Origin of the sequence: Streptomyces sp. NPDC058812 (genome assembly GCF_042744565.1) — a bacterium.
GTDB classification, from domain to species: Bacteria; Actinomycetota; Actinomycetes; order Streptomycetales; family Streptomycetaceae; genus Streptomyces; species Streptomyces thinghirensis.
This window is the reverse complement of record NZ_JBHYOB010000002.1, coordinates 491,556-514,507: the sequence shown is the minus strand read 5'-3', so window position 1 is coordinate 514,507 and position 22,952 is coordinate 491,556. Positions and strand designations below refer to the sequence as shown.

General features: G+C 71.4%; 16 protein-coding genes and 2 pseudogenes. 4 read left to right on the top strand and 14 right to left on the bottom strand.

What is annotated here, in order from left to right; all coding sequences use genetic code 11:
* Window positions 1-23: 23 nt before the first annotated feature.
* Window positions 24-1,637, top strand: a complete 1,614-nt coding sequence (locus tag ACFW48_RS06355; protein WP_386310938.1) for a cytochrome bc complex cytochrome b subunit — start codon at window positions 24-26, stop codon at window positions 1,635-1,637.
* Here the strand turns inward: ACFW48_RS06355 and ACFW48_RS06350 are convergent.
* The 7 genes from ACFW48_RS06350 to ACFW48_RS06320 form a co-directional block, all read right to left on the bottom strand.
* On the bottom strand, window positions 1,565-2,023 hold the full coding sequence (locus tag ACFW48_RS06350) for a cytochrome c oxidase subunit 4 (RefSeq protein ID WP_386310936.1): 459 nt from the start codon (window positions 2,021-2,023) through the stop codon (window positions 1,565-1,567). The genes ACFW48_RS06355 and ACFW48_RS06350 overlap by 73 nt on opposite strands.
* Window positions 2,023-3,753, bottom strand: a complete 1,731-nt coding sequence (ctaD, locus tag ACFW48_RS06345) for a cytochrome c oxidase subunit I (protein ID WP_386310935.1) — start codon at window positions 3,751-3,753, stop codon at window positions 2,023-2,025. Before ctaD ends, ACFW48_RS06350 begins: the two co-directional genes overlap by 1 nt.
* Window positions 3,754-3,766: 13 nt before the next feature.
* Window positions 3,767-4,969, bottom strand: coding sequence for a CaiB/BaiF CoA transferase family protein (locus tag ACFW48_RS06340; RefSeq protein ID WP_386311128.1), 1,203 nt, complete (start codon window positions 4,967-4,969; stop codon window positions 3,767-3,769).
* Window positions 4,970-5,129: 160 nt separating this feature from the next.
* Entirely contained in the window at window positions 5,130-7,928 is a 2,799-nt protein-coding gene (locus tag ACFW48_RS06335; protein ID WP_386310934.1) for a hypothetical protein, read from the bottom strand.
* A gap of 97 nt (window positions 7,929-8,025) precedes the next feature.
* A complete protein-coding gene (locus ACFW48_RS06330; RefSeq protein WP_386310932.1) occupies window positions 8,026-8,694 on the bottom strand; it encodes a hypothetical protein in 669 nt (222 codons plus the stop codon).
* A complete protein-coding gene (locus ACFW48_RS06325) occupies window positions 8,691-10,202 on the bottom strand; it encodes an ATP-binding protein (protein WP_386310930.1) in 1,512 nt (503 codons plus the stop codon). Before ACFW48_RS06325 ends, ACFW48_RS06330 begins: the two co-directional genes overlap by 4 nt.
* Entirely contained in the window at window positions 10,199-10,888 is a 690-nt protein-coding gene (locus ACFW48_RS06320) for a response regulator (protein WP_386310928.1), read from the bottom strand. Before ACFW48_RS06320 ends, ACFW48_RS06325 begins: the two co-directional genes overlap by 4 nt.
* Before the next feature lie 113 nt (window positions 10,889-11,001).
* On the opposite strand from ACFW48_RS06320, the gene ACFW48_RS06315 reads away from it, so the two are divergent.
* Window positions 11,002-11,931, top strand: a complete 930-nt coding sequence (locus tag ACFW48_RS06315) for a DUF3152 domain-containing protein (protein ID WP_386310927.1) — start codon at window positions 11,002-11,004, stop codon at window positions 11,929-11,931.
* 55 nt (window positions 11,932-11,986) lie between these two features.
* On the opposite strand, the gene ACFW48_RS06310 is transcribed toward ACFW48_RS06315, so the two are convergent.
* The 6 genes and pseudogenes from ACFW48_RS06310 to ACFW48_RS06285 all read right to left on the bottom strand — a co-directional run bounded on the left by ACFW48_RS06310 (window position 11,987) and on the right by ACFW48_RS06285 (window position 16,512).
* Window positions 11,987-12,856 carry a GyrI-like domain-containing protein gene (locus ACFW48_RS06310; protein WP_386310926.1) on the bottom strand — a complete coding sequence of 290 codons (870 nt, stop codon included), beginning with the start codon at window positions 12,854-12,856 and terminating at the stop codon, window positions 11,987-11,989.
* A 120-nt stretch (window positions 12,857-12,976) separates the two neighbouring features.
* A pseudogene (locus ACFW48_RS06305) lies at window positions 12,977-13,463 on the bottom strand (FAD-dependent oxidoreductase); the annotation flags it as partial.
* Window positions 13,464-13,688: 225 nt separating this feature from the next.
* Entirely contained in the window at window positions 13,689-13,898 is a 210-nt protein-coding gene (locus ACFW48_RS06300; RefSeq protein WP_386310924.1) for a hypothetical protein, read from the bottom strand.
* Between the two features lie 46 nt (window positions 13,899-13,944).
* Window positions 13,945-14,958: a TerC family protein gene (locus ACFW48_RS06295; protein WP_386310922.1), complete on the bottom strand. Its 1,014-nt coding sequence runs from the start codon at window positions 14,956-14,958 to the stop codon at window positions 13,945-13,947.
* A gap of 73 nt (window positions 14,959-15,031) precedes the next feature.
* Window positions 15,032-16,078, bottom strand: coding sequence for an SPFH domain-containing protein (locus ACFW48_RS06290; RefSeq protein WP_386310920.1), 1,047 nt, complete (start codon window positions 16,076-16,078; stop codon window positions 15,032-15,034).
* A 2-nt stretch (window positions 16,079-16,080) separates the two neighbouring features.
* Complete coding sequence (locus tag ACFW48_RS06285; protein WP_386310919.1) at window positions 16,081-16,512, bottom strand: NfeD family protein; 432 nt, start codon at window positions 16,510-16,512, stop codon at window positions 16,081-16,083.
* 346 nt (window positions 16,513-16,858) lie between these two features.
* Here ACFW48_RS06285 and ACFW48_RS06280 point away from each other — a divergent pair.
* Window positions 16,859-17,044 (top strand): annotated as a pseudogene (locus ACFW48_RS06280) (DoxX family protein); the annotation flags it as partial.
* A 222-nt stretch (window positions 17,045-17,266) separates the two neighbouring features.
* On the opposite strand, the gene ACFW48_RS06275 reads toward ACFW48_RS06280, so the two are convergent.
* Window positions 17,267-18,271 carry a LacI family DNA-binding transcriptional regulator gene (locus ACFW48_RS06275; RefSeq protein WP_386311126.1) on the bottom strand — a complete coding sequence of 335 codons (1,005 nt, stop codon included), beginning with the start codon at window positions 18,269-18,271 and terminating at the stop codon, window positions 17,267-17,269.
* 553 nt (window positions 18,272-18,824) lie between these two features.
* Here ACFW48_RS06275 and ACFW48_RS06270 point away from each other — a divergent pair.
* Window positions 18,825-22,823: an endo-alpha-N-acetylgalactosaminidase family protein gene (locus ACFW48_RS06270; RefSeq protein WP_386310917.1), complete on the top strand. Its 3,999-nt coding sequence runs from the start codon at window positions 18,825-18,827 to the stop codon at window positions 22,821-22,823.
* The last annotated feature ends 129 nt before the right edge of the window (window positions 22,824-22,952 follow it).

Genomic DNA, 22,952 nt, shown 5'->3' with positions numbered 1-22,952 from the left:
GGGCGCCGGGGAACCCATGCGCCGTGCTGTTGCAGAGGAGAAGGGCCCGCGCGGGCGCGCGGGCCCGCCACGCGGCCGAACACACCGTCAACTGGGCCGACGGGCGGTTCCCCGTCTCCGAGGGCGGTGGGCTGCTGCGCAAGGCCTTCCCGGAACACTGGTCCTTCCTCCTGGGCGAGATCGCCCTCTACAGCTTCGTCGTGCTGCTGCTGACCGGGGTGTGGCTGACGCTGTTCTTCAAGCCGTCGATGGCGGAGGTCGTCTACGACGGGTCGTACGAGCCGCTGCTCGGGCTGAGCATGTCGGAGGCGTACCGGTCGACGGTGGACATCAGTTTCGACGTGCGCGGCGGGCTGCTGATCCGGCAGCTGCACCACTGGGCGGCCCTGGTCTTCCTGTCGGCCATCGGAGTGCATCTGCTGCGGATTTTCTTCACCGGGGCGTTCCGCCGGCCGCGTGAGGTGAACTGGCTGATCGGGGTGACGCTGTTCGTGCTGGCGCTCGCCGAGGGCTTCGCCGGCTACTCGCTCCCCGACGACCTGCTGTCCGGGACCGGGCTGCGCATCGCGCAGGGCATCATGCTGTCCATCCCGGTGGTGGGGACGTACATCAGCATGTTCGTGTTCGGGGGCGAGTACCCCGGCGACGACGTGATCCCGCGGTTGTACTCGCTGCACGTCCTCCTGCTCCCCGGGCTGCTGCTGGCCCTGGTCACGCTCCATCTGGTCCTGGTCTTCTACCTGAAGCACACCCAGTGGGCGGGCCGTGGCCGAACCAACCGCAACGCCGTGGGCAAGCCGATGTTCCCGCAGTTCATGACGAACTCGACGGGCTTGTTCTTCATGGTCTTCGGCGTCCTGACGGTGCTCGCGGCGGTGGCGCAGATCAATCCGATCTGGGCGTACGGCCCCTACCGGCCCGACGTCGTCTCCTTCGGCTCGCAACCGGACTGGTACGTCGGCTTCCTGGAGGGGTCACTGCGGTTGATGCCGCCCTTCGAGACGGCGGTGGCGGGGCACACCGTCATGTGGAACGTGCTGGTGCCCGCGGTCGTGCTGCCGGGCGCCCTGTTCGCGGTGCTGTACGCCTACCCGTTCTTCGAGCGCTGGGTGACGGACGACCACGCGGAGCACCATCTGTGCGACCGGCCCCGGGACAAGCCCGTGCGGACCGGGCTGGGTGTCGCCGCGATCTGCTTCTACGGGGTGCTCCTCCTGGCGGGCGGCAACGACATCCTCGCCCACGTCTTCGACGTCTCGCTGAACCTGCTGACCTGGGTGTTCCGGATCTCCCTGGTGCTGCTGCCGCCGATCGCCTTCATGGCGACCAAGCGTGTCTGCCTGGCCTTGCAGGAGCGGGAGCGCGAGCGGCTGGCCGAGGGCGGGGAGACGGGCGATCTGGTGCAGACCCTGGCGGGCGGCTACGTCGAGAGCCACGCGCCCCTCGACGCCGAGGAGCGGTACGTGCTGCGGTCGCGGAAGGAGCCCGAACCGCTGGCGCCGACGGCGCCCGACGAGGACGCGCCGCAGGTGGGGCGGCTGCGGGCGACGCTCAGCGAGTGGTACTACGGCGACCGGGTCGACGTCGAGGAGACGGAGTCCGAGCCGGAATCGTCCTCGGGCGAGCTGGAGCGCTGAGCGTCCCGGCCGGCGTACTGGAGGACGAGGCCGAGGACGGCCAGGGCGAGCACGCCGAAGCCGATCAGCGCGAGCCACAGGCCGTAGACGATGCCCAGCGCGAGGACGACGGCGCCGAGGGCGGCGACGATGGGCCAGGGGCTGTGCGGCGGGAAGAAGTCCAATGGGCCCGCCGTCTCCAGGACCTCGGCGTCGCCGCGGTCCTGCGGCCGCGGACCGCGCTTGCGGTGCTGCACGTACAGGAAGAACGCGACGAGCGAGGCCATCAGGAAGGCGATGGTCAGTGCGGCGGTACCTGCGGGTTCCTCGGAGAACCAGCCGTACCCGGCCGCGGTGACGGCGAAGAAGGCCGCCACGCCGGTGAACAGACGCGCTTCGGTCCTCACTACTGTTTCCTCTGCTCGTGCCTCTGGTCGTGCCGGCCGATGTCGGGGTGGCGCAGGTCGAACGCCGGGGACTCGGAGCGGACCCGGGGCAGCGACGTGAAGTTGTGCCGCGGGGGCGGACAGGTGGTGGCCCATTCGAGGGAACGTCCGTAGCCCCAGGGGTCGTCGTGCTCCACCCTGGTGCCGTACTGGCGGGTGCGCCACACGTTGTAGAGGAACGGCAGCGTGGAGAGGCCGAGCAGGAAGGCGCCGATGGAGCTGATGGTGTTCAGTGTGGTGAAACCGTCCGCGGCCAGGTAGTCGGCGTAGCGGCGGGGCATGCCCTGCTGGCCGAGCCAGTGCTGGACGAGGAACGTGGTCTGGAAGCCGACGAAGAGCGTCCAGAAGTGGATCTTTCCGAGGCGTTCGTCGAGCAGCTTGCCGGTGAACTTCGGCCACCAGAAGTAGAAGCCGGCGAACATCGCGAAGACGACCGTGCCGAACAGCACGTAGTGCAGATGGGCGACGATGAAGTACGAGTCCGTCAGGTGGAAGTCCAGGGGCGGTGAGGCGATGAGGACACCGCTCATGCCGCCCAGCAGGAACGTCACCAGGAAGCCGGTCGACCACAGCATGGGTGTCTCGAAGGACAGGGAGCCGCGCATCATGGTGCCGATCCAGTTGAAGAACTTCACTCCCGTCGGCACCGCGATGAGGAACGACATCAGGGAGAAGAACGGCAGCAGCACCGCGCCGGTGGCGAACATGTGGTGGGCCCACACCACGGCGGACAGCATGGTGATGGCGATGGTGGCACCGACCAGGCTGACGTAACCGAAGATCGGCTTGCGGCTGAACACCGGGATGATCTCGGAGACGATGCCGAAGAACGGCAGCGCGACGATGTACACCTCGGGATGGCCGAAGAACCAGAACAGGTGCTGCCACAGCAGCGCCCCGCCGTTCGCCGCGTCGAAGATGTGCGCGCCGAACTTCCGGTCGGCCTCCAGCGCGAGCAGCGCGGCGGTGAGCACGGGGAAGGCCGGCAGCACCAGGATCGACGTGAACAGCACGTTCCAGGTGAAGATCGGCATCCGGAACATGGTCATGCCGGGGGCGCGCAGACACAGGATGGTGGTGATGAAGTTGACCGCGCCGAGCGTGGTGGAGACGCCGGTCACCACCAGCCCCATGGTCCACAGGTCACCGCCCGTGCCGGGGCTGAACACCGCGCTGTTCAGCGGCGCGTAGGCGAACCAGCCGAAGGCGGCCGCTCCCCCGGGCGTCAGGAAACCGGCCACCACCATCAGACCGCCGAAGAGGTACAGCCAGTACGAGAGCGCGTTGAGCCGGGGGAACGCCACGTCCGGGGCGCCGATCTGCAACGGCATGATCGCGTTGGCGAACCCGGCGAACAGCGGGGTCGCGAACAGCAGCATCATGATCGTGCCGTGGACGGTGAACAGCTGGTTGTACTGGTGGCTGGTGACCAGCTGGAGTCCCGGGCGGGCCAGTTCACTGCGCATCAGCAGGGCGAGGACGCCACCGAAGAGGAAGAACCCGAAGGAGGTCGTCATATAGAGGTTGCCGATCACCTTGTGATCGGTCGTCGTCGCCCACCGGGCCAGCGCCCGCCCGAGCGTGCGGTTCGTCCGCTGCCGCGCCGGTGCCCGGCGCGGCGGCTCGGTCCTCCTGTCCACCGCCATGCGGCGGAGGGTACCCAGGCGCTGTGGGCTCAGTCGTACGGCCACGCCGGACCCGGTGTCAGGCGTCCGAACCCTCGTCGGCGCGAAAGACTTCGTCGGTGTGTTCGCCCAGCTCAGGTGGTGCGAGCCGGTAGCTCGCCGGAGTGGCGCCGAGGCGGATCGGATGGGCCACCTGGCGGGTACCGCCGACGTCCACCACGGCCTCGACGCCCAGCCGTTCGGCGTAGGCGAAGGCCTCGTCGAGGGCGTTGACCGGACCGGCCGGCACTCCGGCCGCGGGCAGCACGTCGGCCCAGTGGTCGGCGGTGCGGGTGCGCAGCCGGTCCTGGAGGAGCGGGCGGAGTTCACTCCGGTGGGCCACGCGGTCGGGGTTGGTGCGGAACCGGGCGTCGTCGGCGAGCCGCGGTGCGCCGAGCAGCGCGGTGAGCGCGGCGAACTGCCGGTCGTTGCCGACCGCGAGGGCGATCGGCCGGTCCGCCGTGGGGAAGGTCTCGTACGGGGCGATGCTCGGGTGGGCGTTGCCGAGCCGGCCCGGGACGACGCCCGCCGCGACGTAGCCGGAGGCCTGGTTGGCCATCGCCGACAGCAGCGAGCCGAGCAGGCTGACCTCGACGAGCTGGCCCTCGCCGGTGCGTTCCCGGTGACGGAGGGCGGCGAGGATGCCGACCGTGGCGTGCAGTCCGGTGATGACGTCGACGAGGGCCACGCCCGTCTTGGTCGGTTCCCCGTGCGGGTCCGGCGCGCCGGTGACGCTCATCAGCCCGCCGACGGCCTGCACCAGCAGGTCGTAGCCGGGCAGTCCGGCGCCCGCTCCGGTGCCGAAGCCGGTGACGGAGCAGTAGACGAGCCGCGGGTCGGCGGCGAGGAGTGCCTCGTGGCCGAGGCCGAGCTTCTCCATGGTGCCGGGGCGGAAGTTCTCCACCACGACGTCCGAGCCGGCGATCAGCGCGCGGGCCCGGTCACGCCCCTCGTCCGTGGTGAGGTCGAGGGCGACGGACCGCTTGTTGCGGTTGACGCCCAGGAAGTACGTGGAGGTGCCGGAGGCGTCGGCGGGCGGGCGCCAGGCCCGGGTGTCGTCACCGCCGCCGGGCCGTTCCACCTTGACGACCTCGGCGCCCAGGTCGGCGAGGAGCATCGTCGCGTACGGTCCGGCCAGCACGCGGGAGAAGTCCGCGATGCGCACGCCCTGGAGGGCTCCCGTGTGGTGCGTGCCGTCGTCGGTGTCGCTGTCGGGCGTGCCGTTCTCGGGCGGGGCGTTCATGGGCATGGCGCGGCTCCTCGTGGGTCCGGTTCGTCGGGTCCGGTCTCCTGATCGGCATGCGCGCTCACCGGTGTCCTCACACGTGACCTGCGCCACGTGCGCGCGGGCCCGGCCCGGGCGTCGCCGGGTCCGGACCCGCGTGCGGGGTGCGGGGTGCGGGTTACGACGCGTCGAGCACGGTGCCGGTCAGCATCGGGCCCTGCGGCTCACCCTCGTCGTCGATGGTCCGGAAACCGATGTGCTCCGTGGGCTCCGTGACCTCGTCGCGGATCGTGGGCACCGTCACCTCGGCGTCCGACTCACCGGGCGGGACCGAGGCCCACAGCGAGAAGTACTCCAGCCGGGACAGCGGGACCTCCCCGTCGGGGATCTCGCCCACGGTCTCCAGCAGCCAGTCGCGGTCGACGTCCTTGGTGGACAACTCGGGACGGACGTCGTCCGGCACCGTCACCAGCGCCGTGCCCAGGTCCACGTCGGCGGGCTCGGACAGTGAGACCCGCCAACGCAGCGGCTGCCCCTCGGTGACCTCGTCGGCGATCGGCGACACGGTGATCTCCGGCATCGGGTCGTCGTTCTCGACCGTGACGCCGCCGGCGTACGAGCCGACGACCGAGCCCCGTACGGCCTTCACCAGCACGTCGTGGGAGGTGTCCCAGGCGTACCGCTCGTTGCCCTCCACCCGCACGGTCACATTGATGCCGGGGCTGCCGGGACGGACGGTGACCAGGCGGTCGTCGGTGGTCCCGGTGGCCGGGTCCGTGACGTACATCCTGACCATGCCACCGCCCTTGCCGGAGAGGCGCACCGGCACATGGTAGGTACGCGCGCCCGAGTCGCCCTCCTTGACCTTCGTCCGGCCGACGTCGACACGGGCCAGCGGGGCCGGCCGTACCTGAGGAGTGCCCGGCTGCCACGCGTAGGCGTCCATCAGCCACGCCTTGCCCGCGCCGGAACGCGGCGTCAGTTCCAGCGAGGTCACGCGGCGCAGGTCGACTCCGGCGCGGCCTGCCGCGGCGAGGGGTACGCGCAGTTCCCGCGCCCAGTAGGACGCGGTGCGTTCGCTGCCCGGCAGTCCGTCGGCGCGGACGCGGCCGAGGGTGGCACGCCTGCCCCGGGTGTCGGCGACGGTGACGTCGAACCGGGTGCCGGTACTGTTGGGCGGGACGATGACGCGCAGTGCGAGGCTCTTCGCACCCTTCAGGGAGACGGGTGTGCCGGGGCGGATCCGGGTGGCGGTGCCCGGTGCGGACCAGTCCAGGGCGATCGCGCCGCGGCCGGTCTCTCGTTCCGGCCGCCAGTACGCGAAGTGCGGTGAGGAACCGCCCGCGTCCTCGCCGAGGCATGCGGCACCCGGGTCGGGGTCGATCGCGGAGCACAGTCGTCCGCCGGTCACCCTCACCCCGCCGTCCGGCAGGAATCCGGCACCGCGGCCGGCCCCCACCGCGTGGGTCAGCACCCGTGCGGGGTCGGCCGAGGGGGCGCGGCGGCCCGTGCCGTCGATCAGCTCGCGCACCCGGTCGTCACCCGCGACGAACAGCCGTGCGGCGGCGGCGACGTAGGTCGCGCCGGCCCGGTGCTGCTGCTCGGCGGTGAGCCGGGTGGGGCTGCCCACGGAGCAGACCGGGTCGCGGTCCTCGGGGTCGTCCCAGAAGTCGTCGTCGGCGGGTGCCTCGGCCTGGCCGGGCGTCCACTCGCTGTTGAAGTAGTTGTGGTTCGCGCCGATGATGTGGACCGCGCTGTGCAGCGCCCGGCCCCGGCTCACGCCGCGGGTGCCGTCGACGTACAACTGCCCCTGGAGATCGGAGACGTCGCCGTCGCAGCCCGGCAGGATCGTCAGCGACGGCACGTCGGGGACCGGGTTCTGGCCGAAGGCGGTGGGGCCGATGAGCACGGTGCCGCGGATGTTCCAGCGGGCCCGGCCCTGGTGGCCGTCCTGGCTCGCGGGCGGCGGGTAGAGGCTGTCCATGGCGGCCCGGTCGACGCCTTCGCCGCCGCGTGAGTGGCCGACGAGCAGGACGCGGGACAGGTCGGCCCCCGGGCCCCGGCGTACGGCCGTCGGCGCCGCGGCGGGCCTCGCGGCCCAGTCCGCCCAGCGGGCCAGGTGCGAGCGCACCAGCGACGAACGGGCCTGGGCGCCGCCGTCCTCGACGTCGCCGTCCTGGCCGTTGATGCCGTTGGCGGAGATCGAGACGGTCACATAGCCCTGGGAGGCCAGCAGCTTCTGGTCCTTCAGATAGCCGCGGTGGCTGGGGACGGGCCGGGCCTCGTCGGCGCAGGGCCAGTCGATGGTGACGGCCTCGTCGCCCTGGCCGGGGACGTAGCAGGTGGCGTGGCGGCCGTGCAGGAAGAGGGCGAGGGGGCGCTTGCCGGTCGCTCCCTCGGGCGCGACGACCAGGCCGCGCATCTCGACCGGGGCGGGGAAGCCGGGCAGTCGGACCGGGGCGAGCGCGTACTCGCCGGTGGTCGTGGCGAACCGGCCGGGTCTGCCGGGGTCGACGGTGGCGGCGGGGAGCCGGGGCGGGAGTTTCGCCCAGGGCGCGTCGGTGGGGCGGCGCTCGCGGGCGGCGGCGCCGGGTTCGTCGTCCAGTCGGCGGCCGGCGGCGAGGACTTGGAGGTCCGTCAGCCCGTTCAGTGCGGACGGTTCGGTGCCGGCCAGGGGTAAGCGGAAGGTCCGGCCGTCCTCGTCCGGTTGCGGTACGCCGAGCAGGCGGCCGTCGGTGCGGAACTCCACCCGTGCGTCGCCGGGCGGGACGACCCGCGGGGAGCGCCACTCCAGGGCTCTCGCCTCGTCGGTGCCGGTGATCCGCCAGCCGGGCGGCAGGTCGGCGGTGCCGTTCGGTGCCGACCGCGCGGAAGCGGCGCCGGGCGGCCGCGGCAGGGCGTGGGCCGCGGCGGGCGCCACTCCCGCCAGCGTCAGCACCGCTGTGGCGGCGGCCCATGTCTTTCGAGCACGTATCAAGAATCCGCTCCCAATACCTCGGGTGGGGGCTCCGCCCGTGCGGGCCCCCTCGTTGGAGGAGGAGGGGACGATGAATCCTCGGGTTGCCTGCGAGGGGTCAGCCGCCGCCGGTGCCGCCGGTCCCGTCCGCGCTGTCCGTCCCGCCGGCCTCGCGGGCCTCGCCCGTCGGGCAGTCGTCGCTGGACCGGCCCGCCAGCCGGCCGCCGGGCTGCTCCACGGTCACCTGCGCGCTGCCCAGTGCCGGGTCCTGGCGCAGACGGGCGACGGCGACCGTGCAGGCCAGCTGGTCGACGGCCGTGCCGCTGAGGCTTCCGGCGCTCCGCGGCAGCTGGACGACGACCGCCGCTCCGTCGGTCCGGATGGTGGGCACCACGGAGGCCGGCGGCAGTTCGGTCGTCAGCCCCTCTTTCTGCTCCTGCTCGTCCGGGCCCTCGAGCAGCATGAGTACGGTGCTGCCGAGGTCGGTCGCGCCGGGCGTCGTGCGGGACACCGCCACCAGGGTGCCGTCCGTGACGAAGTAGAGCGGGACCGTGGCGACGGGCACGGCCATGGATTCGGCCTGCGACGGGGTGGGGGCCCGGCCCGGTTCCAGTACGCCGGTCGCGGGTTCGCCCGCCTCGACCACACCGGTCGCGGGGATGCCGCAGGCGGAGAGCGGGAGCAGCGCCGCCGCGAGGAGGAGGGGGAGCCGGCGTCGGGCGCTGCCGCCGACCGGTCCCACGCCCGGGGCCGTCGTGGTCGCCGGTGGTGGCGTCGGCGGGTTCATGGTTGTTCCTCCTTCGCCGCGTGCGGCATCCGGTCCTCCGTCCCGTCCGGTCTCAGCGGGAGGACGACCGTGAAGACGGCGCCGCCGTCCGGATGGTTGGCCGCCCGGACGGTGCCGCCGTGCAGGTGTACGTTCTCCGCGGTGATGGCCAGCCCGAGGCCGCTGCCCTCACTGCGGGTCCGGGCGCCGTCCGATTTGTAGAAGCGGTCGAAGACGTGCGGCAGGACGCTGTCGGCGATGCCGTCCCCGGCGTCGCCGACCACGACGACCGCCTGCCTCCCCGCGTGGGGGTCGTCCTGTCCGTAGAGGTGCAGGCGAACAGGGGGAGCGCCATGCCGGAGGGCGTTGGCGACGAGGTTCGCGACGACGACGTCGACGCGGCGCGGGTCGACCCGGCCGCGCAGCGTGCCCGGTTCCGGCAGGCTGGTCTCCACCGTGTCCAGCCAGCCGCGGGAGGCGAGCGTGCGCCGTACGGACTCGGCGAGGTCGATCTCGTCCAGGTGCAGGGCGGCCGCGCCCGCGTCGAACCGGGAGATCTCCATCAGGTCGTCCACCAGGCCGGCCAGCTTCGTGGTCTCCTCGCTGATGAGGCGCACGGCCATCGCGGTGTCGCCGTCGAGGCCGGCCGCGTCCTCGTCCAGCACGTCGGTCACCGCCGACATCGCCGCCAGCGGGGTGCGCAGTTCGTGCGAGACGTCCGCGGCGAAGCGGCGGGCACCGGCCTCCATGCGCCGCAGTTCCGCCACCGACCCCTCCAGCGCGGCGGCCGTCTCGTTGAAGGTGCGGGACAGGTCGGCGAGTTCGTCGGAGCCCTGCACCGCGAGCCTGGTGTCCAGGCGGCCCTCGGCGATACTGCGGGTCGCCCGCCGCAGCGCCCGCACGGGCCGCAGCACCCCGCGCGCGGCCAGGAGGGCGATGAGCACGGCCAGGGCCAGGGCGGGCACGGTGGCGCGTTCGATGGCGGTGACCAGCGCGTCGACGTAGCCCTGCTCCTCCCGCTGCGGCACGGTGAGGTAGACCTCCAGTCCGGAGGCGCGCCGCTCGGTGCCGTACTGGCCCGCGAAGGTGACGGGCATGCCGACGACCAGTGAGGGGTGGCCGTCCCGCGTCACCCGCTGGAACACGGTGGCGCGGCGGGTACGCACGGACTCGCGCATCGCCGGGGACAGTTCCCGGAACGAGTCCCCGGGGCCGGACGTGGCGCTCGCGTCCCGGTAGGCGACCAGCACCCGCCAGTTCTGGGACCGCCCGCCGCGCGACACGTCGACGGCGAACGACCGCAGGTCGGTCTCGTCGGGCGGGAACCGGTAGTTGGGGACCAGGGTGTTGACCCGGTGCCGGAAGTCCTCGATCACCGTGTCCTGGCTCTGCTGCAGGACCCCGGTACGTGCCTCACGGAAGGTCAGCGCGCCGGTGGTCACCGTGGCCACGACAGCGACCAGCGTGAAGGCCACCACCAGCCGCACGCGCAGGCCGCCCAGCGCGCGCAGTACCCGGGGAACTCTCACCGGGTCCCGAACCGGTAGCCGAAGCCGCGCACGGTGTGGACGTAACGGGGTCTGCCCGCAGGCTCGCCGATCTTGGCCCGCAGGCGCTTGACGCAGGCGTCCACGAGCCGCGCGTCCCCGTGGTAGTTGTGCTCCCATACGGCTTCCAGGAGCTGTTGGCGGCTGAACACCTGCCCGGCCGAGGCGGACAGTGTGAGCAGCAGCCGCAGTTCGGAGGGGCCGAGGGCGACGGGCCGGCCCTGGTGGGTGACGGTGAGTCCGGCCCGGTCGATGACCAGATCACCGTGGTGTTCGGTACGGGGCGTGCCGTGCTCGTCCGACGCGCCGCCCACGCGGCGCAGCACCGCCCGGATGCGTGCGTCCAGTACGCGGGCGCGGACCGGCTTGACCACGTAGTCGTCCGCTCCGGCCTCCAGTCCGACGACGATGTCGGTGTCGTCACCGCGGGCGGTGGCCATGATGATCGGCACCTGGTCGTGGGCGCGTATCCGCCGGCACACCTCCAGGCCGGGCATGCCCGGCAGCATCAGGTCCAGGACCACGGCGTCGGGCCTGAAGGACCGCAGCTGTTCCAGTCCGTCCTCGCCCGTCGCGGCCGCGGCGACCTCGTGTCCCTGGCGGCGCAGGGCGAGACGCACGCCCTCCCGGACGGCGCGGTCGTCTTCGATGATCAGGACCCGTGGCATGGATCTCAGTATGCGTATGAACGTGCGAATGTCCGCGCGCGGGTGGCGGCTGTTACACAGCGGTCCAAAAGCCGTCCACGGGCGATCACACGGCGAGGGCACGCTTCGTGATCATGAACGAGCACCGATCGACGTCCTCGCCGACCTCCGGCTCGGCCCACCGACGCAGCCGCGGCAGCCGCGCACGCCGCAGACGGGGCGGGCAGCCGCCGTGGCTGTGGGCGGGGCTCGCGGCCGGCGTCGTGCTGCTGCTCGCCGGCGGTCTGGTCCTCAAGGAGCGCGCGGACACCTCCCCCCGCTCCGTCGATGCGACCGATGCCGCCGGGCCGTCCTCGGCGTCCGAGCGACCCGCGTCGCGCAGCGTCGTCGAGACGGAGGAGGCGAAGGAGGACGAGCCCGAGGTCGAGGTCGGGAATGAGAAGGACGAGGAGAAGAAGAAGGAGGGGGAAGAGAGGACCCCGGGCCCCGGCTCGATTCCGTCGTCGGGACCGGGGACGTTCGCCACCGCGAGCGGCGGCGGCGACCGGGTAGGCGGGAGCGGGCGGACGCTGACCTACGTGGTCCAGGTCGAGGACGGCATCGGGATCCAGGCGCGGGACGTCGCGACCGAGGTCGAGCGGATCCTCGCCGACGAGCGGGGCTGGACGGCCGACGGGAAGGTGGGGTTCCGGCGGGTGTCCGGTGGCACGTCCGACTTCCGGGTACGGCTCGCCACGGCGGAGACGGTGGACGACATATGCGGCCAGTACGGTCTGGACACCGGCGGCGAGGTCAACTGCAACGTGGGTCAGGACGTCATGGTCAACCTCAAACGGTGGCTGCTGGCCACGCAGTACTACGCGGACGACGTGACGTCCTACCGCGCTCTGATCATCAACCACGAGGTCGGGCACTTCCTCGGCCACGGCCACGAGGGGTGCCCCGGGCCGGGGCGGCCCGCTCCGGTGATGATGCAGCAGATCAAGGGACTGCACGGGTGCCGGACCAATGTCTGGCCCTACGACAGCGAGGGCCGGCCCGTCACCGGACCGGCCCTCGACTGAGAAGAGCGTGCGGACGCGCAGGCCTCGGACGGCCGCCTCGGGGCGGACCCGCGGCTCAGGCGGTGGTGGTCCCCTCCACGGGAATCCACAGCTCCGCGTCGGCCCGCGCCCCGTCGTCCGACAGACGGACGCGCAGGATCTCGGGCCCGGGCCTGCTTCGGTAGGGGTTCGACGGGAACCACTGCGTGAACACGTCCCGCCACAGGTACTGGAGGGACTGCGGGAACGGACCGGAGTTCTCGAACACCGCCCACGCCCCCGCCTCGACCGGGAGGGCGTCCAGGTCCGTGGGTGCCTCCGCGCGCGTCACGGCACCGTGGTAGTAGTCGAGCTCGGTGCCCTCCGCGCGGCTCGGGTCGATCTGGTCGGACACCCCGACGATCCCCGCCGGTTCCTGGTCGGAGAGCGACCTGATCCGCTCCAGCGTGCCGGGGCCGATGCCCCGGATGAACTCGGCGATCGCGGGGTTGGCCCCCTCGTGGATCAGGGGGACACGGGCCTTCTTTCCGACGACACGGAATTCCTCCTTGTCCTGGATCCGGTATCGCATGCTGCTGCTCCCTTCGACGACGAGGCGGAAGGACATCCGGGGCTGGGCCCGCAGAACCGCGCCGGTTCGCCGGGCCTCGCCCGGGCCCACACCGTGCATGGCGCGGAACGCCCGCGCGAAGGCCTCGCCCGAGCCGTAGCCGCAGCGGACCGCGATGTCCAGCAGCGTCCGCTCGCCGGCGAGCACCTCGGCGCCCGCCACGGTCAGCCGCCTGCGGCGGATGTACTCCGAGAGCGGTATGCCGGACAGCGCGGAGAACATGCGCCGGAAGTGGTACTCCGACGTCACCGCGATGCGCGCGAGTTCGGCGACGTCGACCGGCTGGTCGAGATGCGCCTCGATGTGTTCCATGGCCTGGTTCAGCCGTTCCAGCATCCCGGGCTCCTTCCCTTTCGCTCACTCACGTTAGGGAGCCCGCACCCTCCGGGACCCGACATCCTGTGCCCGGCGCGGTCGGGTGCCTCCTGCCGTGTCGCGGCCGGTCAGCCCGGGCTCGGCGACGGACAGGCTGCGTGGGCGGCGCTCGGCGTCGTAGCGGGTCCGTGCGGAGGCGACGCCGGGCTCGGTGGCGAGCGCGGCGGTCAGCGTGGCGGCGTCCTCGAGTTCCTGGCGGGCATCCTGGCCGAGGCTGGGGGTCATGGCGTGGGCCGCGTCACCGAGCAGGGCGGCCCGGGCGGCGGTGAAGGACGGGAGTTCGGTCACCAGTTCGTGGATGTCGTGGTGCAGCACGGCCTCGGGGCGGGGTCGCGTCCAGCAGCGCGGGGACGGGGTCGTGCCAGTCGCCGAAGCGGTGCCGCGTCGCCACGAGGGCGTCCGGGTGGCGCAGTCCGGGCGAGGAGTTGAGTACCGCGTGCCGTTCGGCCCGTCCGTCGGGGAACGCGATGTGGCCGAACTCGGCGCCTCTCCCCCAGGTCAGCTCGAAGTCGCTGTCCAGCGCGACGGGACGCTCCGTGACGGCGCGCAGCACCGTCGACCCGCTGTAGGCGGCACTGCTCACGGCCCTGGTCCGGCGCCTGGTCGAGCGCGACCATGCGGAACTGCACGCGATGGGGCAGGAGACACCGGCGCCGCGGGACGTCGACGAGCGTGCCGTCACGCTGCTGACGTGCGTGGACGGGCTGGTTTCGACCGCCTCGTCAACCGCGGCAGCGTGTCCGGCACGGAGATCGGCAGGCTGGTGGCCGCGTCGTCGCGTTGAACCGGGCGGTCACCGGCGGCGGTCGGTCGCGGACTCGGCGCAGTCGGGGTTGCGGCATGTGCCCGGGCGCCACACCGGGACGTAGATCCCGAGGGTCTTGTGCCGTTTGACCTCCGCCGGGACGTGGTGGCCGCAGGACGGGCAGATGTGCCCGCGCTGCACGTCGGCCTGCCGCGGTTCGGCCTGCGTCGTCTTCGTGTGCTGCGTGTGACTGCTCATGATTCTCACGTCCACGCTAGGAAGAGCCTTTTAGAAGCTTTTGCCCCTACTTTACGTTCCCATGTCCGGGGGGAACAGTCCTGTCCAGTGCCTCCTCGTCCGGGCGGCCCGCGTCCTCGTCGGCCGTGTCGGTGGGGCGTCGCAGGCTCAGGGCCACCGACACCGCCAGGACCACGACGATGATCGCCAGGCTCACCGGGGACGGGATCTCCGGCACGGAGGTGCTGACCATCTTGTGGAGCGCCTGGAGGATGAGCTTGACGCCGATGAACCCGAGGATGATCGCCAGGCCCTTGCTCAGGTAGTGGAAGCGGTCCAGCAGTCCCGACAGCAGGAAGTACAGGGCCCGCAGGCCGAGGATGGCGAAGGCGTTGCTGGTGTAGACGATGAAGGCGTCGTCGCTGACCGCGAGCACGGCCGGCACGCTGTCCACGGCGAAGATCAGGTCGGCCGCCTCGATCGCGGCGACGACGGCGAGCAACGGCGTCGCCACCCGCTTGCCCGCCTCCTTCACGAAGAACTTCGGGCCCGCGTAGGTGTCGCGCACGGGGATGACTCTGCGCAGCAGCCGGACGGCGAAGCTCCGGCCCGGGTCGAAGCTCTCCTCCTCGCCCTTGAGGATCTTGTAGACGCTGTAGAAGAGGATGGCCGCGAAGACGAACAGAACGGCGGTGAACCGGCTGACCACGGCCACGCCCGCCGCCAGGAAGACACCGCGGAACACCAGGGCGCCGATGACGCCGAAGAAGAGAACACGGTGCTGGTAAGCGCGGGGCACCTTGAAGTAGGCGAAGATCAGGGCGAAGACGAAGAGGTTGTCGACCGAGAGGCTCTTCTCCAGCAGCCACGCGGTGGTGTACTCCGTGCCCGCCGTACCGCCGAGGACGAGGAAGACGACCCCGCCGAAGACGAGGGCGAGGCCGACCCACAGCCCGCTCCAGGCCGCCGCTTCCTTGAATCCGATGACGTGAGTGTCGCGGTGGGCCAGCAGATCGACGACGAGCGACACGACAACGGTCGCGGCGAAGGTTATCCAGAGCCAGAACGGCACATCGAACATGCGGGCCTCGCAATGATCCGCAGGGACACACCCCTACACCTGAGTGTGCCCCACGCGACGGCCGGGGACGATCTCAGCGTTCCTCGGCCCGGGGGGCGGGACGCAGCGCCTCGGACGTCACGCCGTTGGCCCTGGCGGCGTCGGCGAGGGCCTGAGCGGCGGCCTCCGCGGCCTGCGCCGTGTCGTCGGCCGCCTGGGCCGCGCCGTCGTCGGAGGCCTTCTCGCGGGTGGCGGGCGACTGGGGCAGCGCTTCGGTGAACGCGCGGGACACCCCCTGGAGCGCGGAGGTGACCTCGCTGGGGATGACCCAGAAGGTACTGCCCGACCCCTGGGCGAGCTGGGGCAGCACCTGGAGGTACTGGTAGGCGAGGAGTTTGGGGTCGGGGTCGTTGCGGTGCACGGCCTGGAAGACCTCGTCGATCGCCCGGGACTGTCCCTCGGCCTTGAGGATCTCGGCGGTGCGGTTGCCCTCCGCGCGCAGGACGGCGGCCTGCTTGTCGCCCTCGGCGGTGAGGATCTGCGACTGGCGCTGCCCCTCCGCGCCGAGAATGGCGGCCCGCTTGTCCCGCTCGGCCCGCATCTGCTTCTGCATCGCGTCCTTGATGGACTGCGGGGGGTCGATGGCCTTGATCTCCACCCGGTTCACTCGCAGCCCCCACTTACCGGTGGCCTCGTCCAGCACACCGCGGAGCTGGCTGTTGATGGTGTCGCGTGACGTGAGGGTCTTCTCCAGATCCATGGAACCCACGACATTGCGCAACGTGGTGACGGTGAGCTGCTCGACCGCCTGGAGGAAACTCGCGATCTCGTAGAAGGCCGCGCGCGGATCGGTGACCTGGAAATACAGCACGGTGTCGATCTCGACGACCAGGTTGTCCTCGGTGATGACAGGCTGCGGTTTGAAGGAGACGACCTGTTCCCGAAGGTCGATCACCGGATAGACGCGATCGATGTACGGAATGACGAGACTCAGGCCTGGTTTCAGGGTGCGGTGGTAGCGGCCGAGCCGTTCGACGTTGCGGGCGCGGGCCTGCGGCACGATGCGAACCGCCCGCACCACGGTGAAGACCGCGAGCAGCGCGACGATCACACCGGCGATGAGGAACGCCGAGGCTTCCATGGTCACTCCCGGGGGTAGACGAGTGCGGTGGATCCGCTGATCTCCATGACGTCGACGGTCGCTCCTCGAGGGATGACCAGCGTCTCGTCATAGGAACGGGCCGTCCATTCCTCGCCGCCGATACGGACCCTGCCCTCCATGCCCGTCACCTCGGAGACGACGTAGGCGGCCTTTCCGACCAGTGCGTCCACGCCGAATCGCTCCCTCTGCGGCTGGAGGACGTGGCGCAGCGCGACGGGGCGTACGAAAATCATGGTGACCGTGGCGACGACGGTGAACACCAGGAACTGGAATGGCGCTGAAAGTCCGGCCGCGGCGGATCCGGCCGTGATCAGCGCGGCCGCACCAAGCATTCCGAGCGCGGCGGTAAGAGTGAAGATCTCCGCCACGATCAGAACCGCTGCGACGATCAACCAGATCAGCCATGGATCCATTACGACCCCTCCTGGAAGGTGTGGGTACGCGAATGGCTGGGCGTATACCTCTGTTTTACCTTCTTCCAGGAAAACAGAACCCCTTCGGTGCTGTCACGGATTCGTCCGCAGAACGTTCCGGACCGCCTCGGAGGCAGCAGGAGGCCGTCGGCACCGCCGTGGGAGCCGACGTCGCGGGAGTGCCCCTTGCGCCGCGTGGGGCCGTCGCAGTGGGCTGTCCCCACGAAGAAGAGAAGCCTTGCGGCGCTGACCGCTGCCCTGGTGGTCACCCTCCGGAGGCCGCTATAGGTCTAGACCACGACGAGACCGACCTGCCGAGGTCGCCCAGCGAGAGAGGAGCCCCACCTATGGAGCCGCCTCCCTGTTCGACGCCCTGGGCGGTCCGCACGGAGCCGGGTCCGGCTTCGGCGAGTGGCCCGGCTGGTGGGCCGCCGTGATCCAACTGCTCGGCGGCACGATGGTTCTGTGCGGGGCGGGGGCCCGGGCCGCAGCCGTCCTGTGCTCCGGGTCCATGGCGTACGCCTACTTCACCGAGCGACGTCGCTTCACTGAGACGCGGGCGCTCCGTAGACGCCCAGCTCGTGGATCGAGTGGCCCAGGTTGGTCTTCCGCCCGGAACGCGATCGGCTCTCGTCCGTCCCGGGGCGTCGGGTCGTGAACGCCTGGCCTGTCGTCCGGAATCGAGGTGCCGTCGGGTCGCGGGCCCGATGCCGCGCCCGTGTCCATGCCTACGGGGAGGTCGTACGCCGGACGCTCACGGCTCCCGGCGCGCGTGGTCACCCGCCGGCGCCGTGCTGGCGCGGACGATCAACGTGGGGTCGACGGACGCGGGTTCCGGCGCCGCGCCCGGGTCCGCGATGTGCCGCAGCAGGTGGGCGACCGCGAGGGCACCCATCTCGGTGAAGGGCTGGGCCACCGTCGTCAGCGAGGGCGAGCAGTACTCCGCGAGCGCGATGTCGTCCACACCGACGACGGAGATGTCCTGCGGCACCCGGCGGCCGAGTTCGTGCAGGGCGCGGATCACCCCGAAGGCCATCTCGTCGCTCGCCACGAACACCGCGGTGACGTCGGGGATCTTCCCCAGGATCAGCCCGTTGCGGTACCCGGAGGCGGGTGTCCAGTCGCCCTCCAGCACCGGAGGCACGGACAGTCCGGCCTCCTCCAGGGTGTCGCGCCAGCCGACGCGGCGGCTGGCGGCGTCGAGCCATTCCTCGGGCCCCGCGACGTGCCAGACGGTCTCGTGGCCCAGCCCGATCAGGTGACGTGTCGCCAGGCGTGCCGCAAGGGTCTGGTCGACGGCGACGACCTCGGTGGCCGAGGTCCTCGATCCGTCGACGGTGACGGTCGGCACCGAGCGGGTGAGCTGCTCGATCCTCGGGCTCACATGGACCAGCGGCACCGAGAGGATGACCCCCTCGACGCCCTGCTCCGCCAGCCGGGACAACGCCCCCTCGATGGCCGCGGTGTCCAGCGACGCGGTGGTCGCGGTGCTGACCGCGTACCCGGCTTCGCGTGCCGCGGTCTCGATGCCGAACGTCAGGTTCGTGCGCGAGTAGAAGTTGGTCTGCAACGTCACGACGCCGATCGTCCGGCTGCGCCCCGACGACAGCACGCGCGCCGCGTTGTTCTTGCGGTAGCCGAGCTGTTCGACGGCGGCGAGCACCTTGGCGCGGGTCTTCTGCTGGACGTTGGGGTGACCGGCCAGGGTCCGGGACACCGTCTGGGCGGAGACCCCGGCGAGCCGGGCCACGTCCGCCATGCCGGGCTGCCGCGCGGCGCCGTCTTCGGCCGTCCGCCTGCTCACTGGCCTCTGGCCGGCTGCCGGTGTTTCCGATGACATCGCTCGCCTCTCCGGGGACGACGCGGTCCTGGCCGCGTCGTCGCAGATGGTGGTCCCGCACGGCAGTCTAGCCGCGCAGGCCCTATTGGCATCGATAACACCGTCTGCCATAGTTCCCGCCAGCGCATGGAGCCGGGCAGATTGGTCCGGTGCGGGGAGCCGTAGCCGGCGCCGAGGAGGCGGAATGGCACCAGGGTGGCAGCGATAACATCGCAGGCGGCCCAGTGAGCGGCGCTCCGGCCCGGGAGGACCACGTGCCCGCCCGCCTCGATGGGCGCCAACGGCTTCCCGCCCGGCGGCACCGGCCCGGCGACCGTCCCCTGGCGCATCCCCTCCCCGCCCGCGTCGCCGAGCCGGTGCCGGCCGCCCGTCACGAACTCGCCACCGTCTCCGTCCCTCATCCGACCCGAGGAGGAAGCACCAAGTGGAAACCATGACGTCCCCATCACCTCGCCCACCCGGACGCAGACGAGTGCCACGCCCCGGCGCCGTCGCCGCGGCGCTGGGCCTCGCCCTCGGCATGCTGTCGACCGCCGCGGTCCCCGCGGGCGCGGCCCTGCCCCGGGCCGTCTTTGTCCCGGCGCCGGCGGGGACGCCGGTGGAGCTGAGCCGCGGCGGGCTGACCGTCACCGTGGCGAAGGAGTTCCCCCAGGTCATCTCGTATCGGCTGGGCGAGCGCAGCCTCCGCGGGCAGGCGTCCGCCCTGGACAGCTTCACCATCAACGGCACACCGCACCGCGCCACCACGACCATGCGGGCGAAGGACGGCAGGGCGACCTACACCTCCACCTTCGAGGACCTGCCCCATCTCACCATCACCTCGACCATCACCGTGACCGAGGAGACGACGGTCGTCTTCGCCGTCGAGAAGATCTCCGGCGAGGCCGCGGCGACGGTGCGCACCCTCGCGATCCCCGGTCAGTCCCTCGTCTCCGTGGACTCCTCCGAACCGGGCGCGAACCTCGCCCGGACGAAGATCTCCACGGACTCGACGACGACCGCCGACCGGTTCATCCCCATCACCGGCGACACGGTCCCGGACAAGGAGCCGGTCGGCACCCCGTACGCGTTCGTCGGCAACTCGCGGCTGTCGGCGGGGATCATCACCAACGCGACCGAGGACTCGCCGCAGAACGACAACACCAACTGGAACACCCGCCTGCAGTCGCGCGTCGTCGACGCCGGAGACGGCCGGCGCCGGGCGGAGCTGTCGGCGGGCACCTACACGTACCAGCCCGACGGCGCGACCGATCCGCGGGTGGACACCTACGAACTGCCGCGGGCGACCGTGGTCCTCGCCGCCGACGCCAACGACGACGGCACGGTCGACTGGCAGGACGGCGCCGTCGCCCACCGGGAGCACATGCGGCGTCCGCTCGGCGCGGACCGGGTGCCCGAGCGGGTGGTGCAGCGGATCCCGTTCAACTTCGCGAGCCAGGCCACCAATCCGTTCCTGAAGACGCTGGACAACACCAAGCGCATCTCCATGGCCACCGACAACCTCGGGCAGTGGGCGCTGGAGAAGGGCTACGCGAGCGAGGGCCACGACTCCGCCCACCCCGACTACGGCGGCAACGAGAACGTCCGCGCGGGCGGCCTGAAGGATCTGAACCGGCTCACCGGAACGGGCGCCCGCTACAACGCCGACTTCGCCGTGCACGTCAACGCCACCGAGGCGTACGCGCAGGCGAAGACCTTCAGCGAGGACCTGGTCGCGGGCCAGAAGAACGGGTGGGACTGGCTCAACCAGGCCTACCACATCGACCAGCGCAAGGACCTCGGCACCGGCGCCGTCCTGGACCGGTTCAAGAAGCTCCGCAAGGAGGCGCCGGGCATCAGGACCGTCTACATAGACGCCTACTACTCCAGCGGCTGGCTGGCCGACGGACTGGCCGCCGAACTGCGGAAGATGGGCTTCGAGGTCGCCACCGAGTGGTCGTACAAGTTCGAGGGCACCTCGCTGTGGTCCCACTGGGCCGCCGACAAGAACTACGGCGGCGCCACCAACAAGGGCATCAACTCGAACATCGTCCGCTTCATCGCCAACTCCGACCGCGACGTGTGGAACGTCGACCCGCTGCTCGGCGGCGCCAACATCGTCGAGTTCGAGGGCTGGACCGGTCAGGACGACTGGAACGCCTTCTACCGCAACATCTGGACCGACAACCTGCCGACCAAGTTCCTCCAGCACTACCAGGTGATGGACTGGGCCCTCGGCGAGTCCGCGAAACTCACCGGCGGCGTGAGCGTGAGGTCCGTCGACGGCGAGCGGCGGATCTCCATGGGCGACGCCGTCGTCCTCAAGGGCGACACCTACCTGCTGCCCTGGGGGAACGCCGAGAAGGGCAACGGCACCTCCTCCCCCGGCGACGCCGACAAGATGTACTTCCACAGCGCCTCCGGCGGCACGCACACCTTCGAACTGACCGAGCAGTTCGCGGGCAACAAGAACTTCACCCTCTACGAACTCACCGACCAGGGCCGGGTGAAGAAGGCCGGGGTGAAGGCCGACGACGGGCGGGTGACGCTCTCCGCCGAGAAGGGGCAGCCGTACGTCCTGGTGCCGAACGGCGGCAAGGCGCCGCACAAGGACCCGCACTACGGCGAGTTCACCGGGCTGTCCGACCCGGGCTTCAACGGCGGGGACCTGGACGGCTGGAACGCACGGGGCGGCGCGCAGATCGTCCGGGCCGGCAACGGCGACAACGTCGTCCGGCTGGGCGACGGCGCCTCCGGCATCTCCCAGGAGGTCTCCGGCCTCACCCCGGGCAAGCGGTACACGCTCGGCGCGGACGTCGAGATCGGACCCGGTGAGCGACGGGACACCACACTCCGGGTACGCGGTGGCGAGAACCCGGCGGCGAAGACCTTCGACATCACTCCGGCGATCAACAAGATGGCGGCCGACGAGAAGCGGGACACCTACTCCCAGCAGGCCGCCGTCTCCTTCACGGCACCGCGCGGCGGCAAGGTCACGGTGGACCTCGGGGCCGTCGCGGGCAGCGCCCCGGTCGTCCTGGACGACGTACGCGTCATGGCGGACACCACCGCGCCGCTCCCCCGCGGCAAGGACGGCACCGTGACCGCCCACGACGACTTCGAGGGCAACCAACCGGGTTGGGGACCGTTCGTCAAGGGCGACGCCGGCGGTGTCACCGACCCCCGCACAAGCGTCAGCGACCTGCACGAGCCCTACAGCCAGAAGGCGTGGAAGAACACCTACTCCCCCTACGACGCCGGTGCGTTGAAGGGCAAGGCGGTCGACGACGTGCTCGCCGGGCGGCACTCGCTGAAGTCCCACGCGGAGAACACGGGGCTGGTCCACCGCACGACCCCCGCCACGGTGCCGTTCGAGGAGGGCCACAAGTACGAGGTCTCCTTCTCGTACCAGACCAACATCGAGGGTCAGTGGGCCTGGGTCACCGGCGCGGACCGGGTCGCCGACGGGAAGACCTCCTCCCGGGACATCACCCGTGACGTCCTGGAGCCCGCCCTGGACACGGCGACCTACTCCCGGGAGATCGTCGCCGGGTGCGGGGACACCTGGGTCGGGCTGCGCAAGCTCAGCAGTGCCCGGGGCACGGACCTCGTGCTCGACGACTTCACCGTGACCGACCTGGGCAGGGCCGACGCCGGAGCCGCCTGCGCCGGTGTCACCGCGCCGTCCGGCGCGGAACTGAGCCCGGGCGTTCCCGGTGAGTACGTCACCACGTTCACCAACCACGAGTCGGCCGACGCCGTGAACGTCGGTGTCCGGTTCCAGGGGCTGCCCGAGGGCTGGAAGGCCGAGGTGAAGGACAAGGACGGCAACCTCTTCGAGAGCGTGGAGCCGGGCGCGAGCGTGCGCACCACGTGGCTCCTCACGCCGCCGGCCGACACGTCCGACACCTCACCCGCCTGGAAGGTGACGGCCACGTACGCCCACGCGGGGGCGACCAAGACCGTGTCGGCGGACGCCCGGGCCGCGGTGACCGACGAACCCGTGCTCTCGCCCGGCTCGATGACCGCGACCGCCGACTCCGAGAACGGCTCCTCCGGTTCCGCTGAAGGGCCGGTGTCCAACGTGCTCGACGGTGACGCCGGCACCATCTGGCACACCGACTACACCACCTCCCAGGCCCCGTATCCGCACTGGGTGACGCTGAAGCTCGACGGCACGGCCGACATCGACGGCTTCGGCTATCTGGGCCGGCAGAGCGGTGGCCAGAACGGACGTGTCGCCGGCTACGAGGTGGCGGTGTCCCAGGACGGCGAGGCGTGGACGACCGTGGCCCGCGGCACCCTCAAGGACGTCCCGCAGACGCAACGGGTCTCCTTCGACCGGGTGCGCGCCTCCCATGTGCGCTTCACCGCGCTGGACGCGCTCAACAAGCAGCCGTACGCGGCCGCCGCGGAGATGCGTGTGTACGGCGTCCCGGTGGACCTTCCGACGGGCTACCCTCCGGGCGAACGCCCTGCCGACGCCCACTGAGCCGGCGTCCGTGGGGGGGGCCCCCCCCCCGGGGGGGGGCCCCCCCCCCGGGGGGGGGGGGGGTGGGCCCCCACCGCACAGGCGCAGACAGCCCAGGGCGCGGTGGGCGGGGGGGGGGGCGGGGGTGGT

Bases quoted from the DNA above. Each gene is read 5' to 3' on its own strand.
- ACFW48_RS06330 (WP_386310932.1), bottom strand. From the start codon at position 8,694: ATGAACCCGCCGACGCCACCACCGGCGACCACGACGGCCCCGGGCGTG.
- ACFW48_RS06310 (WP_386310926.1), bottom strand. From the start codon at position 12,856: ATGCTGGAACGGCTGAACCAGGCCATGGAACACATCGAGGCGCATCTC.
- ACFW48_RS06290 (WP_386310920.1), bottom strand. From the start codon at position 16,078: ATGGAAGCCTCGGCGTTCCTCATCGCCGGTGTGATCGTCGCGCTGCTC.
- ACFW48_RS06340 (WP_386311128.1), bottom strand. From the start codon at position 4,969: ATGAACGCCCCGCCCGAGAACGGCACGCCCGACAGCGACACCGACGAC.
- ACFW48_RS06275 (WP_386311126.1), bottom strand. From the start codon at position 18,271: ATGGCGGACGTGGCCCGGCTCGCCGGGGTCTCCGCCCAGACGGTGTCC.
- ACFW48_RS06285 (WP_386310919.1), bottom strand. From the start codon at position 16,512: ATGGATCCATGGCTGATCTGGTTGATCGTCGCAGCGGTTCTGATCGTG.
- ACFW48_RS06320 (WP_386310928.1), bottom strand. From the start codon at position 10,888: ATGCCACGGGTCCTGATCATCGAAGACGACCGCGCCGTCCGGGAGGGC.
- ACFW48_RS06295 (WP_386310922.1), bottom strand. From the start codon at position 14,958: ATGTTCGATGTGCCGTTCTGGCTCTGGATAACCTTCGCCGCGACCGTT.
- ACFW48_RS06300 (WP_386310924.1), bottom strand. From the start codon at position 13,898: ATGAGCAGTCACACGCAGCACACGAAGACGACGCAGGCCGAACCGCGG.
- ACFW48_RS06315 (WP_386310927.1), top strand. From the start codon at position 11,002: ATGAACGAGCACCGATCGACGTCCTCGCCGACCTCCGGCTCGGCCCAC.